Consider the following 14,308-nt stretch of genomic DNA (forward strand, 5'->3'; position numbering starts at 1 on the left):
ATAGTGTACCATAACCAGTTATGATAAGAATCTAGCGCTTGAACTCATAAGCGCATTCTACAATATTTTACATTCATCAACACCAAAGGAGCTTATTGTGAAAGTATGTTTGCTTATCCATGGGTTCACAGGAGGAGAACATGAAGTCTCTCCGTTAGCTGAATATTTAGAAGCGCAAGGATATACTGTCAAAATGTTTACCTTACAAGGGCATGGTGGCAGTAAAGCGGATCTTAGAAATGCCACTCGTCTTGATTGGATCGATAGCGCTGAGGTTCAATTAAAGCAATTGCTAACTACATATTCTAAAATACACCTGATCGGCTTTTCAACAGGAGCATTAATTGCGGCTCATTTAGTGGTGAAATATCCGAATCATATTTGCTCGTTGACAATGTTATCGACGCCTGTGTTTCCATTAAATCCGCAGCAGATTATTCGAACACTGTATCAATGGCCGATGGTAAAAGCTTATATTCGTAATTTGTTTGTTGTACCTTCTAAAGCAACACGCGAATTTTATCGGATCGTTCACGAATCATTTACAATCTATCCTCATATCAAAATCCCTGCACTTATTGTACAGGGAGATCAAGATCATCTTGTTAAAATGAAAAGTGCTTCTTATCTAGCAGAACATGTAGGCACACCGGATACCAGAGTGATTATTGTACCTAATAGTGGACATTTAGTCTGTTATGCAGAGCGTAAAAGCGATTTTTTTGCAGCTGTTCAAGTCTGGATCGATACTCACCATCTTACGTCTCCACAGTCATAATATGTTGCTGAATATTGGAGGCAAGACCTCCTACTTGTACCTGCTTAATAGCACCGTCATCATGCAGTTGTATAGTAACAAGTAATTGTGAAGGCACGTTCATCGTATATCCTTGTTCAAATACAAATGGTGAAGTACTTGTTGCCGGAATCAAGTTATATTGATGCAAATAACACATTAATGCCCCTGTCGATGTTCCTGTAGCACTCTCTTCGGGAATATCGTATAGTGGAGCAAAATTACGACATTGTGCGATAGCATCACTATGCGTATCCCGTGTGAATAGATGATATCCGACAACATTATACGTTTGAGAAATACGCTTAATACGGTCAAAATTGGGAGTTATACGTTGTAATGTATGTAATGAACGGATAGGGACAATAATATCACGTAATCCTGTCGATACGATCTGTACAGGTGCTTCTGCATGCAATTCGTCTACAGCGATTCCTAACGAATCTGCTATCTCTTGCCGATTGATTTCGATATCAAATTGAGGCGGTGTCTGTGTCAAAAAGACATGGTGATCATCTTCAATATGAACATCCAGTATGCCTGCTAGCGTTTCTATGCGATAATGACCTGCAACGATATGATTTTGCGTTACCATTAAGTAAAAGCTAGCAATCGTAGCATGTCCGCACAAATCGACTTCATGATTAGGTGTAAAATAACGAATCCGATAATCAGCGACAGTAGAAGGTAGAAGAAAAGCAGTCTCAGAAAATCCTAATTGCTTGGCAATATATTGCATTTGTACAGTCGATAAATGACTTGCTTCTAACACCACACCTGCCGGGTTACCGCCTTGATTTTGATACGAAAAAGCATCTAATGTATACACTTGAATGTCCATTTGTAATCTCCTTTCTTAACTATACGAAAGTATATCATGATCAAAAAGTGATTCAAGGAGCAAATTTGACTGTAATAAGGTAATAGCAGAAGTTCACAATAACGCATTTTATATTGTTTACAGTCATCTTTTTGGCAACTAAATTGCTATTCACAGAAATATATGCTAGAATCCTACCGATGCTTTAATACAGCTTAGTCCCACTCCTTTAGTGCGTTACATTCTCCGTTTGGAGCGTGTATATTCGATTCAGGCGGATCAACGTCTCTCGGATGGACAGCCCGGCATATAGGACCGGTCAGAAAATCAAAGTGGAGGTTATCTCAAAAGATGAAAAAATTACCCGCTCTTCTTATATCTTGTGCATGTTTGTTCGGTACAGCTACGGTGGCTACGCCAGCCCATGCATTAATGCTGACACAAGGTATGCAAAATGAACATGTAAGTCAGGTACAGGAGCAACTGGCTTCACGCGGATATTTTCATGTTGGCGTTACCGGTTATTACGGTCAAATTACCAGCAAAGCCGTTAAAAATTTCCAAAGAGACCATGGTCTAATTGCAGATGGAGTCGCTGGCCCTGCTACATTAGCCAAGCTCAATCCATCGGGCAAAGTGAGCAATCATTCACTCAATATGCTAGCTAAAATTATTTATGCTGAAGCTCGTGGTGAATCATTCCGCGGACAAGTAGCCGTAGGCGCAGTCGTGCTAAATCGTGTACAATCCAATCAATTCCCTAATTCGATCTCTGCTGTCATTCTACAACCAGGGCAATTTACAGCTGTTCAAGATGGACAGTATGGCATGAAGCCGAATCAGATGGCTTATGATGCAGCAAGACAAGCATTAAATGGGGTTGATCCGACTAACGGTTCACTGTACTATTACAATCCTAAGATTGCGACATCCAGCTGGAGTATTGCACGTCCTAAAGTGATTTCTTTAGGTCAACATACATTTACGAACTAATCCAATATACATGAATACTATGATCATATAGCCGTTTTGCTTATTCTGTCAGTACAGGAAAGCAAAACGGCTTTTTGTTTACACCAAAGAAGTCGATCCAGATAATACTATTTTATTGGCTATATCTATGATTTCCTTACCCAATTGACTGATCATTTGGCACACTTTGGGTAATAGATACCATAAGCTTGTATGATATTGATAAGGAGGGCTGACATGAATCAAATTGCGGTACAACCTTATTACAAAGTAGAGCGCAAAATCGATGGACAAGAACAACAGCATTGGATCGATGAACGGATGCTTATTTTATATCATGATCGAGTAACGACCCACCGAAGAGAATTTGCTATTTTGGATGTATTTGATATGTCGTATCGCACATTTAGCGATGGCGAAGGGTTCTTTTATTTGCATACACGCAAGGGCGTATTTTCATATATGATTCGTGATGATCCTTCTTTGTTTATTCAAGCATTCAAAGAATCTTCTTCGTCTTCCAAACTGTATTTTAAGTGACATAGCAAAGTGTCTCCAGGCGAATATAGTAGACAGTTCAGATATGCATTTTGATAGTCAAGCCCTAATAATAGTTAGGGCTATTTTTATTTTGTGAAAAACTTTGAGATAATAATAAGATTATGAATAGAAAGAGAGATGAGTAGTATGGATTGGTTACAACCAGAAGTAGCATCAGAGTGGCGACAAGAAGGCAAAACATATGCACATGCTATTAATGAATTTGTACGTATAGGTATAGCAAGCGATTGGCAACAAGCCCAAGCAGAACCGGAGGAAGACAATCGTCCTGTGTTAGCACCAGATATTATGCAAATGATTATAGCAGCGAATCAAGCTGATGATATAGAGCGTCTACATGAACAGGTGCCTCCAGCATCTTCACCTTTGACCCCACAATTTGAAGAATCTTTACAACCGGTATGCCCGGTAGGATATATTCAAGATTATGTTGTAGTCGAAGCAGGCAATACGCGTGAACATCGCCGATTGTATTTAGCCAATACAGAGCAACTGATCGAAATTAAAAATGTATTGCGTATCGGCATGTCTCCAGACCAGCAGTATATAGCCAAAGTCACGACAGCAGGGATTAGTGTTGTACATAACCCCGATCTTGCTTTACATGGAGATCATACCGCTTATTTTAGTTGGGAACATATTCAGCAGACACTTAAAAAGAAATTAGCACGCTGGGAATCGCTAGCTGATTGTATATCCCCTGTAGATATTTTGATCGATATTATTCCGTTTGCATCAGGAACCAAAGTATTGTTGATCAGTGCATATGGTATTTATATGATTGAAGGCGAACAAGTACACCTGTTATATCCTGAAATCGAAGAGATAGAGTCGTACGGAGAGGACTATACGACGATATCGGTTGATATGGCGCATGGAGCGGTCTCTTCAGACAGTCGCTGGATTGCTTACGGTAGCCAGATGAGTGAACATTACTTGTTAGATACGTATACGCAGAAAATACACAAATTTGAGCCAGCTTCCAGTTATCCGCATTACAGTCTATTTACGCAGGATAATCAAAGTGTATGGTACAATGCTTGTCATTTTTACAATGGAGCAACGATCAAAGTAGATCTTAATGATATTCAAAAAGATGTGCTCGACGAAGAAGATGAATTACCACTTATGGATCAAGAAATGCGTGTCTATGCAGGGGCTTCATTACAATCAGGTAATATTGTAGGCGATGCTTATGGATATCTGCGCTTGATCGATCATGATGGACAAGAAATATGGCGTTATTTTGTAGGCAGTACGATAGTAGGTATTGTTGTATCACCTGATGAAAAGTGGCTGGTCGTAGGCACACATGGTGGAATGGCACACTGGATTGATTTACAAAGTGGCTCTAGAGATGAGTATACGATCGGAACAGCCCCGATTCGTGAACAGAGCCGCTGGATTCTCTGGAAAGATCAACAACCGTTACGCTGGTAATCAAAGTGAACATGTACAGTATAGAGAAAGGAGTCTATTCATGAGCAATTGGATTGCAGGCGAATTAGAGGTGAATCAAGAACGAGCAATATATCCAGCACTGACGTTAGCACAAGTATTACAATCTCAATGGTATAACGATTATTTTACAGAAATTCGAGATATGAATAATGGTTATGTATGGTACTCTTTTCAAGACGTGCCGATTAGTTCTCATGTATTCTCAGTGTCTTTGTTATTCCAAAATTCAGTATTTCGCATGACGATGATGAGCATTTCTGATCCAAAGTATGGTCAATCCTGGGACGATTGGACAGAAGCGAAAGAGTTGCAACGCAAGCAAGAACATGATGCTTTGCTCCGCCAAGAACTAGAACGTAAACCAGATGTTCGGCGCTCCAAGCCCTATCCTTATATCGAATATAAAGTAGCCTATGGCAGCATTAGTTCATCGTATGATCCTCGTTCTGCTAGTTCTTCGATAAGTATTACCTACACGTAACAGAATCCTATATGTATACAACGCAAAAAACTCTCATAAGAGTAAGAGAGCAGGGGGAAGTGCTGGGTTATAGTGCCAGTGCTTCTTCTGTAATGCGTTTGATATCAATCGGAGATAATGATTCTTCGTTAACCATATCCGGCAAAATCTCATTGAGAAAATAATCAACACAATGTAATTCAATATGCTTGATTTTGACGAGTGCATTGCGATACATGACGATAAATTCTTTTTCGGTATTTCCACGTTGCAATTCTGCAAAAGCTTCATAGACCTGATCCATTTTGTCCGCCACTTCCAAAATCAAACCTTCGACCGATTCGTCTTTACCTTCACGTAATTGCTGACGGAATATCGCTTTGAAATCTTCAGGAATATGTTCCTCGATAAAATGCTGTACCATACCTTCTTCCACCTGTTGGATCAATTTACGCAGTTCCATCGAAGAGTGCTTGACCGGTGTTTTGATATCTCCAATAAAAATTTCACCATAATCATGACTACTGGTAATCTCGTATAACTTTTTCCAATCGACAGTAACACCATGTTTTTCTTCGATATCAGCCAGCGTTTTGGCATATTGTACTACTTTCCACGAATGAGCAGATACACTGTGTTCTTCAAATTTAAATTTACCCGGGCAACGAATAATACGTTCTAATTCATTGAGTGATCGAAAATACGCATGAATTCCCATAACATAAGCCATCCTTTAGCTACATCAAAGTAGTAGATTTTGTTGAACACTTACATAGTCATAACAAAAAAATGTAAATATTCAGCAAGAGTATTGATAAGCTAAATTATAGACTTCATATGTTAGTAGGGTATTAACGCTGTATAAAATAATGTTTCTTTTACTTCTCTTTATATACAGAAATAAGCACGATAGCAGTATCTTCGCCGATATTTTTCACCCGATGCGGTACAGAAGCGTTCCAACTAAATGAATCGCCTTCATGTAGCTCGAATTGATCTTCGCCTTGCTCTGCATAAATCGTTCCTTTAACGACCAGATGCACTTCTTCTCCTTGATGCGCTATCGGCACTTCTCCTGTAGACGTTCCTGGAGGCACTTCGACTAACATCATTTGCATATTCGAGGTATGACCCAAATGAGAGACTTTGAGTTGGTCAGGGCCGCTTGAAGTTAATTCTCGTTCTTCTTTACGAACGACAGTCATCCGTTCTTCTTGCTGTAATAACAGATAGCTTAAAGGCACTTGTAGCGTCTGCGCAATATGTTCCAATGTATTGATCGAAGGGGATGTTTTGTTGGTTTCTACCTGGCTCATAAATCCTTGAGACAATCCTGTTTCTTTGCATATTTCAGCAATCGTTATATTTTTACGCTTACGAATCGAACGAATCATAGCCCCTATATTCATACCAATTCCTCACATTTCTTCACAGTATATTACGCATTATTGTAACAACAAGTAATAAACCGTAGCAACTAAAAACGAAATATTTTTATTAGTTATAGAAATATTTTATTTATAATAATAATATTTTTGTTGACAGTTATGTTTATATTGCTTTATAGTTACAAAATAAAAGTTACAGTATAAAAGTAACTATTAGAAAATAAAAAGGAGCTGTTAATGATGAAAATTAACGTCGTTACAACAATTATGAGAGTCGTACTAGGAATTTTGTTCCTAGCACATGGGATTAGCAAAGTACAAATGGGATTTGGCAATGTAGCTGGATTTTTTGAAAGTCTAGGCATTCCAGGATTTATGGCTTATGTTGTAGGTACGATCGAAGTTGTAGGTGGTATTATGTTGATTATTGGTCTATTGACACGTTATATCTCTATCGTATTTATTGTTATTTTGTTGGGTGCTATTTTTACAGCGAAGTTATCCGCAGGTCTGATGGGCAATGGTCAAATGGCAGGATACGAATTAGATATCACTTATATCGTAATTGCTCTTTACTTGGCTGTAGCGAATACAAGAAGCTGGTCTGTTGATGGATTATTATTTAAAAAATCAGCAACTAATCGTTAATCGATCTCCAGCATTATTATAGTCTGTATCTTCTAACCTCTATGTTTATACATCTGTATAGGCATAGAGGTTTTATCATGTGTTTTAGCTGATATCTACCTGCATGACATTCGAAAAAAAGGATATAGATTCTTTTTGAAATAAAAAAGAAACCATTTGCCTTCTCCAACGTATTATTCAAAAAGTTGCATTTCTTATATGTAAAAAGAATCAGATCCATATAACGTAAGTTCAAATGATATTTTATTTGCTTCAGACTATAGCATAATATATTCATTTTTTTGTACTTGGATAACACGATTTGGATAATATGTCTGTTCATATTGACAGATTGACAACAAGGAAATATGTAGTATATTTATGAGTTTATAGGAGTAGCAAATACAATATAGTGTGCGTGATAGAAGAAAATTATTTTTCTTCATCTGATTTTTTGAAAACATTTAGAAAAGAGAGAGGGTTGTGCGGTAATGACGTATAGTCATTTGTTTGAAATGAGTACATTTTTAGAAGCATTCGCAACACCTGTAGGCTGGGGATTTATTCTATCCCTTGTGATTATCGAAGGTCTGCTATCTGCGGATAACGCATTGGTATTAGCAGCTATCGTTAACAAACTACCTGCTCACCAGCGTAAAAAAGCGCTATTGTATGGTTTGTGGGGAGCTTACATTTTCCGTATTATCGCTATTGGAGTCGGTATTTATCTTGTGCAGATCGCATGGGTTAAATATATCGGTGCAGCGTATCTTCTCTGGATCGCATTCAAACACTTTTGGGATAAATTCAAAAGTAAAGACGGCGATGATGAAAGTGAAGAAGAAGGCGGTCTACAGAAATTACTTGCTAAGACCGGTATGAGTCTTTTTGTTCGTACGATTATTACTGTAGAGATGATGGATATCGCATTCTCTATCGATTCAATTCTAGCAGCGTTTGCTGTATCTCCTAACCCGTGGATTCTAATTGCGGGTGGATTATTGGGTATCTTGATGATGCGTCTAGTCGCTGGATTTATTCTGAAGTTGATGGATAAAATTCCTGAACTTGAGAATGCAGCATTTGTACTTATCGCGATTATCGGACTTAAAATGATTCTAGACACAGCAGGCATTTATCATATGGGACATGCTACATTCTTTGTTCTGTTGGTTGTAGTATTCGCCATTACATTTGTAATCAACCGTATCAAAGTAAGCAAAGCAAAAGCATAATAAGCAAGCTCCTTTGTCTTGATAGCAAAGGAGCTTTTTTTATTATCTGGATAATAAACCGTTTACATTTAGAAATGAACATGATATTGTACGGATACGGATTGTGACTGATGATGCAGGCAAAACCTAAGTATATGTACCGCCCATACGTATGGGGGGATACATGTATTTAGGTTTTTTTTCGTTCTCAGGCAACTGATTCGATCAGCAATTAGAAAAGGGGATTTACGATGAAAAAAGCAAACTGGCTCAAAGTAGGAATAGTAGGTCTACTATGTGTATGGACATTAACTGCTTGTAATCAAGCAACACCTCAAGCAAGCACCAATCAGCAGACCACATCAGAGACAAAGACTACAGTAACTACACCTGCTGCAAATAAAGCCACTAAAGCTCGAACAGTGATCACTACAGATGGTGAAGTGGATGATATGAACTCGGTTATTCGCTTTTTATTATATGCCAATGAAATGGATCTTGAAGGTATCGTATTGACCAGTTCTGTGTATCATTATGCAGGAGATAAGCAAGCAGGAATTAAGCCTTTTCGCTGGACAGGTACACAATGGGTATTTGATATGATAGATGCTTATGAAGAGATTTATCCTAACTTGAGCAAACAAGCACAAGGTTATCCTACGCCTGACTATATTCGCAGTGTCACCAAGATTGGTAATATTTCAGATAAAGGCGAAATGAAAAAAGTAACCGAAGGTTCTGAATTTCTTGAACAGTTATTTTTAGATGATGATGAACGTGATCTATATGTACAGACATGGGGTGGAACGAATACAACAGCAAGAGCACTTCAATCGATTGAAGAGAAATACAAAGATACGGCTGAATGGGCAGATATTCAGAAAAAAGTAAGCGATAAATTAGTGCTCTATATCATTCTTGATCAAGATGATAGCTATACCGATTATATTGCCAAAAACTGGCCCAATATTCGTATTATCAATGACCAATCGAATTTCTGGCATTTCGCTTATGCATGGAAAATGCATACCGATAAAGTAAATGACAAATTGCAAGGATCATGGAATGTGGAAAATATTCAGAAGGATCATGGCAAATTGCTTGATATGTATGCACTGATGGGCGATGGCAAAATGATCGACGGAGAACTTGCAGAAGAACAACGTGGTAGTGCAGATTATTTAGCTAACAATCCACAGTACAAAAAGTATGATTTTATATCAGAAGGTGATTCACCTTCATTCTTTTATCTAATCGATAATGGTCTACGCAGTATGGAAGACCCTAGCTATGGTGGATGGGGCGGTCGCTTTGGACAAGTCAGTGATACATTGTACCGTAATACGGTTCTTGATTATGATATCTATACCAAGCAATATGAAGCTGAATATTCATTAATTCGTTGGTTTGATGATATTCAAAATGATTTTGCAGCTCGTGCAGACTGGGCGGTAGCGGATCAATATGCAGATGCGAATCATAATCCTACATTAACGATTAAAGAAGGGTTAGATCTTACGGCTATGCCGGGTCAACATATGACTTTGCATGCTGAAGGAACAGACCCTGACGGTGATCAATTGACCTACAAGTGGTGGAGATATTTTGAAGCCGATACGTATCAAGACTTTACAGGAACACCTGAAAAAGTAGAACCGACTATGGCGGGCGATCTACAGCTTGGTCTACATCAAAAGGTAGCTAAAGGTGAACAAGTAGATACGATTGCTTTGACAGGTAAAAATACGAATACAGTAGGTTTCACTGTTCCTACAGATGCTCAAGCAGGCGATACGATTCATATGATTGCTGAAGTACAAGATCATGGCAAACATCAACTTAAACACTATCAACGTGTGATCATTACCGTTCAATAACTTGATTTGATAAGAGTCACCTAGCCCACGTTTATCGTGGGCTTATTTTGTGCGATAATATACCTTTGAAATAGAAACAAATCAATAACTGCTTGCTTGTGACTGTTGGATGATCAAACACTAAAGGAGATTGGATATGAACGGTGAAGTTCATCAACAATTATTGATTACAGCATTAGGGAATGCTTATCTAATACGGGGTATAGATGCTTCTCATCCCGAGCTGATCTATCAAGAAAGTATGCATGTTCAATTTAAATATCAGGAGCACAGCTTGTCATGGATCAAATGGTTAGATTATTTACGAGAATCAGGATATCAGCGCTTAATGCTAGTCAGTAGTCAGGCACCCTCTTCATCTTGGCAAAGTAGTGGATTAGTAGGCGGAGGTAAGCCGATAGGTGTAAGAACGATCGGAACTGCGCTTGATATCGTATGGAGACCGAACTGGCAGGTGCATCGTCTACCTTCTAAAGTCACTTGGGACGTATCGTATACAGCAGAACCTTATGAAGCCATCAGGCAAGAACAACATGCATTTAAGCCGCTGAGCGAATATAAAGCTCATTTACACCATGTATTGCAACAAATCTCTATCTTTGCAGAGCAGATTGATCAGACATTCTGGCAACAGCAATTTTTTAATCCTGCGATAGAAATATTGCAAGGGTCTCAGACTGCTCCTAAGCTTGCTTTTGAATTGCCAGAAGTATATGCCGAAGAAGCATATCGTCTACTGAATGCTGTATACAAAGCATGGGTATTTGGAGGAATGGGATCTTGGAATGACGATCCAGCGAATAGCGCGCATAGTCATCAGTTAGAACAACAATATCGTGACCTTTCAGAACAGTTATATACAGCACTACTCCAATGCGCTCAAGCTGCTGTCAATTCTGTTGTGTTATAGGTGTATACTTTATTTCATGTATATCTCACCAACATAGTTTATTACATCAAGGGAGGCATATGATATTGAACTGGCAAGACATAATAAAACGTCAAGATATAGAACAGCTTCGTCAAGCAGTACAGACGTTAGATGTGAATCAAAAAGATGAGCGTGGTCGAACTCCGCTGATGTTATTGATTACCAATCGTTCGTCTTTGGAAGCGATTCAGCTTTTGTTAGAAAAGCAACCTGATTTGGAAATAGAAGATAAACTAGGACATACCGCTCTAAAAAAAGCGATTAAATTCAAACAAACGGCTGTCATAATTGCTCTGATTCAAGCAGGAGCACGATTAGATTCAGAGCAAGGTATTTTAGCGACACCATGGAATTTTGCACGTCAACATCATCCCGGTATTGCAGATATGTTGCTAGATACAGTGGGCTCAGTACGCTCTATTTTGCTAGCACAAGAAGAACAACAGCTTGATACTATTTTGTATGAAGAAGATATGGCGATAGCATGTAGAAAAATAGAACAACTCGATTCTTCGGTTATATTGCATGCGGTAGTTCATCAATATAATTGGGATGATGGTCCAGAACCGATGTTGACAGTTGCTAGGCATCCGTTATGTCTGTCTATTACCAAGTTAGATATGTACGAATTACTAGAAGCAGACTACTGGCTTGCAAAAGATGAGCAGGAATTAGCTGAACATGAAGAATATCCGCGCTGGAAAGAACTGGCTCTATTATTAGATCATGAATGCAAAGGAGAACATCATGGATAAAAAAGCGAAAAAGATTTTGGTAAACACATACTGGTCAGCACAAGGATGGAAATCAGCACCTACGTCTTTTGCAGGTGAAGAATTTGACTATGCTAAAAGTAAAGGCATGATGTTTGATCCGCTCTCTATCACTCATGATGCTATTATTCAAGACATCTATCGCTTGCATCAAGAAGTGATTACCAAAGAACAGGTAGTGCAAGCTTTTTTACATAGTCTTTCGACACGTCAAACTCATTTGCGTAGTATATTATCTAGCTGGGCATTAACCGTTCATCTACCGCTACATACTTATGAAGAAAGACGTGCTGTACATGCAAATACGAGCAGTTGTGGAGATTGTAACTTTAACCGATTGATGTCCGATGATCAGTATACTAATGTTGATATCAATGTATTGAATTTTGAACGGATCAAGTGGGGTGGTATCCGTCTGAATCATTTACTATATTGCTGGCTAGATTTGAAATTATTTGTAGAACACTATCATTCAGCAATCACAGTCACACCGGAAGATGTACATATTCTAAAGCAGATGATCCAGGCTATAGAAGAATGTAATGAAGATGAAGGCGCACGCAAATTAGAAAAGCGCTGGAAAGATCTTTTTCCAGCTAATAAACATGAACGTGATGTGATAATGGAAATATGGGGATATGCTGGCTTGCTGGTTCCTTTGGATACACCACGCAAATTACGCGGAGGTTCTGGTGACTTCAATGCAGTAGCCATGTGGCAAGGTGAAGATCGGTACTCATCGTCTGCATTAACATATTATTTTGGTGAATATTTATAAGAAATAGATAGTGATAATATAAGCAATAATCTCTACACAACGAGGAGGAATCTCTAGATGAGAGACAATCCACAACAACTGCATAAGCAAAAAGTGATAGCAGAAGTAGAACAGCGCTCACTAACTTCGGTGATGAATAATACGAAATGGAACAGTTTAACAGAAGCTATTTATTGTGAGCTTGCGTTTGCACCTGCATTTCAGAGTAAATATATACTGGAAGCTGAACCTTATCCGTTAGAGTTTGAACAAGATGTATTTTATTTAGGAGATTGGGAAAGCTTGAGTACCGCTTGGTACAATGTCGAATGGGTAAGAGTGAAGCCTCGCTTACTTGAACATACAGGAAAGTACACACCACCGAATACGTTAACTATTGAAGCGGAATGGGTCAATTTATTGCAAAGGCTACGTATTCCATATGTGAAAAAAGAGCAAGATTACTGGATATATGGCTATGCAACAGCAACAGAGTATGAACAACTTGAATACTAAGCTGAGGTGATGATCGGTGTATAGCACAATTCGAGAAGGTGTTATTGAAGTAGAAAAAGAATTAACCGCCGCAGATTTAAAACAACTTCAACGTATGCCTGAACTGCGAATCATTCAATATAATCATTCGTTAGTGGCAGATACGTATACCGGGTTAAATGATCTAATATTTGCCGATCGCTCTGATATTACATTGCGAGTATATGGATTTTATGATGAGGTATGCGATCTTGAATTTCTTGAACAAATACCAGCTTTACGTAATTTATCGATTGATTGTACAGGGGAAATGGCTCATATTGAGTCGATAACAACACTTCAACAATTGAAGCAACTCCATATAAATATATACCAGCTAGATCAATTTCATTTTTTAAAAGAAATCCCTGAAGATTTGGAACAGTTAACACTAGGCAAAACATCTTCTCGTAAGCCCGATCTACAAGTGTTAGAACGCTTTACCCATCTAACCGAATTAGTTATCAATGGTCATCACAAAAATATTGAAGTGATCGGGCAATTAACCACATTAGAACGATTAGGATTACATTCTATTTCAGTGCCACAATTAGATTTTGTAACTAATCTCTATCGGTTGTTGTCTCTTAGCATCATATGGGGTGGCACAAGAAATCTGAAAGCATTGCAGAAGATGAACGGTATACAATATTTGCGTTTGTCCCAAATTAAAGGGTTAGATGATATTCAACCGATCTCTGCTATGTATGGATTACAATATTTATATCTAGAAGGGTTACCTCATATTACTGAACTCCCTACATTCACAGAGTTGAACAAATTAAGAAAAATCGAATTAGTCAGTATGAAAAAGTTGAAAAATCTGGAGACACTTGAATATGCTCCGGCACTGGTTGAATGGGTTCATCGCGAAGCATGGGAAATGGAAGTATCATCCTATAAACCACTTATGCGTAATTCATCGTTACAAAGAGCATATGCCCATTTGAAAAATCCTAAAAAAATGGCTGCATTTGATCAATTGTTACATCAATACGGTAAAAAAAATACATTCCAAGAATATACCAACCAAAACGAAAGTTGGTGGTCTGATTTCCCGTATGCATCTGAATAGTCTGGATCACATGATAAATAGTAAAGAAATAGTAAGATGTACCGAGTAAATAAGCCAAGTGT

General features: G+C 38.3%; 16 protein-coding genes. 13 read left to right on the forward strand and 3 right to left on the reverse strand.

Annotation, left to right across the window (positions count from 1 at the left end):
• Positions 1-97: 97 nt before the first annotated feature.
• On the forward strand, positions 98-778 hold the full coding sequence (locus PQ460_RS06805; protein WP_274172145.1) for an alpha/beta hydrolase: 681 nt from the start codon (positions 98-100) through the stop codon (positions 776-778).
• On the opposite strand, the gene PQ460_RS06810 is transcribed toward PQ460_RS06805, so the two are convergent.
• Positions 759-1,637, reverse strand: a complete 879-nt coding sequence (locus tag PQ460_RS06810) for a PhzF family phenazine biosynthesis protein (protein WP_274172146.1) — start codon at positions 1,635-1,637, stop codon at positions 759-761. The two genes, PQ460_RS06805 and PQ460_RS06810, sit on opposite strands and share 20 nt — an antisense overlap.
• Before the next feature lie 330 nt (positions 1,638-1,967).
• Between PQ460_RS06810 and PQ460_RS06815 the strand changes: the two genes are divergently transcribed.
• The 4 genes from PQ460_RS06815 to PQ460_RS06830 all read left to right on the forward strand — a co-directional run bounded on the left by PQ460_RS06815 (position 1,968) and on the right by PQ460_RS06830 (position 5,091).
• Positions 1,968-2,609, forward strand: a complete 642-nt coding sequence (locus PQ460_RS06815) for a cell wall hydrolase (protein WP_274172147.1) — start codon at positions 1,968-1,970, stop codon at positions 2,607-2,609.
• 216 nt (positions 2,610-2,825) lie between these two features.
• Positions 2,826-3,128, forward strand: coding sequence for a hypothetical protein (locus PQ460_RS06820; RefSeq protein ID WP_273613222.1), 303 nt, complete (start codon positions 2,826-2,828; stop codon positions 3,126-3,128).
• A gap of 138 nt (positions 3,129-3,266) precedes the next feature.
• Positions 3,267-4,589 carry a hypothetical protein gene (locus PQ460_RS06825; RefSeq protein ID WP_337993991.1) on the forward strand — a complete coding sequence of 441 codons (1,323 nt, stop codon included), beginning with the start codon at positions 3,267-3,269 and terminating at the stop codon, positions 4,587-4,589.
• Between the two features lie 40 nt (positions 4,590-4,629).
• Positions 4,630-5,091, forward strand: coding sequence for a hypothetical protein (locus PQ460_RS06830; protein WP_274172148.1), 462 nt, complete (start codon positions 4,630-4,632; stop codon positions 5,089-5,091).
• Between the two features lie 67 nt (positions 5,092-5,158).
• Here PQ460_RS06830 and PQ460_RS06835 read toward each other — a convergent pair whose 3' ends face one another.
• Both PQ460_RS06835 and PQ460_RS06840 read right to left on the reverse strand, forming a co-directional pair.
• Entirely contained in the window at positions 5,159-5,788 is a 630-nt protein-coding gene (locus PQ460_RS06835; protein ID WP_273613219.1) for a YfbR-like 5'-deoxynucleotidase, read from the reverse strand.
• A gap of 160 nt (positions 5,789-5,948) precedes the next feature.
• A complete protein-coding gene (locus PQ460_RS06840) occupies positions 5,949-6,479 on the reverse strand; it encodes a helix-turn-helix domain-containing protein (RefSeq protein WP_274172149.1) in 531 nt (176 codons plus the stop codon).
• A gap of 216 nt (positions 6,480-6,695) precedes the next feature.
• Between PQ460_RS06840 and PQ460_RS06845 the strand changes: the two genes are divergently transcribed.
• The 8 genes from PQ460_RS06845 (at position 6,696) to PQ460_RS06880 (ending at position 14,246) form a co-directional block, all read left to right on the forward strand.
• Positions 6,696-7,106 carry a DoxX family protein gene (locus PQ460_RS06845; RefSeq protein WP_274172150.1) on the forward strand — a complete coding sequence of 137 codons (411 nt, stop codon included), beginning with the start codon at positions 6,696-6,698 and terminating at the stop codon, positions 7,104-7,106.
• 494 nt (positions 7,107-7,600) lie between these two features.
• Entirely contained in the window at positions 7,601-8,320 is a 720-nt protein-coding gene (locus tag PQ460_RS06850; protein WP_274172151.1) for a TerC family protein, read from the forward strand.
• Between the two features lie 230 nt (positions 8,321-8,550).
• Positions 8,551-10,176 (forward strand): DUF1593 domain-containing protein, encoded by a 1,626-nt coding sequence (locus tag PQ460_RS06855; RefSeq protein WP_274172152.1) that lies wholly within the window; start codon positions 8,551-8,553, stop codon positions 10,174-10,176.
• Between the two features lie 136 nt (positions 10,177-10,312).
• On the forward strand, positions 10,313-11,086 hold the full coding sequence (locus tag PQ460_RS06860) for a hypothetical protein (protein ID WP_274172153.1): 774 nt from the start codon (positions 10,313-10,315) through the stop codon (positions 11,084-11,086).
• 59 nt (positions 11,087-11,145) lie between these two features.
• Positions 11,146-11,862 (forward strand): DUF4274 domain-containing protein, encoded by a 717-nt coding sequence (locus PQ460_RS06865; protein ID WP_274172154.1) that lies wholly within the window; start codon positions 11,146-11,148, stop codon positions 11,860-11,862.
• A complete protein-coding gene (locus tag PQ460_RS06870) occupies positions 11,855-12,658 on the forward strand; it encodes a hypothetical protein (RefSeq protein WP_274172155.1) in 804 nt (267 codons plus the stop codon). The genes PQ460_RS06865 and PQ460_RS06870 overlap by 8 nt, the downstream gene beginning before the upstream one ends.
• A gap of 57 nt (positions 12,659-12,715) precedes the next feature.
• Complete coding sequence (locus tag PQ460_RS06875) at positions 12,716-13,153, forward strand: DUF6678 family protein (protein ID WP_274172156.1); 438 nt, start codon at positions 12,716-12,718, stop codon at positions 13,151-13,153.
• 16 nt (positions 13,154-13,169) lie between these two features.
• Positions 13,170-14,246, forward strand: a complete 1,077-nt coding sequence (locus PQ460_RS06880; protein WP_274172157.1) for a leucine-rich repeat domain-containing protein — start codon at positions 13,170-13,172, stop codon at positions 14,244-14,246.
• Positions 14,247-14,308: the final 62 nt, after the last annotated feature.

It is taken from the genome of Paenibacillus sp. KACC 21273 (genome assembly GCF_028736095.1).
Classification (GTDB): domain Bacteria; phylum Bacillota; class Bacilli; order Paenibacillales; family Paenibacillaceae; genus Saccharibacillus; species Saccharibacillus kyungheensis.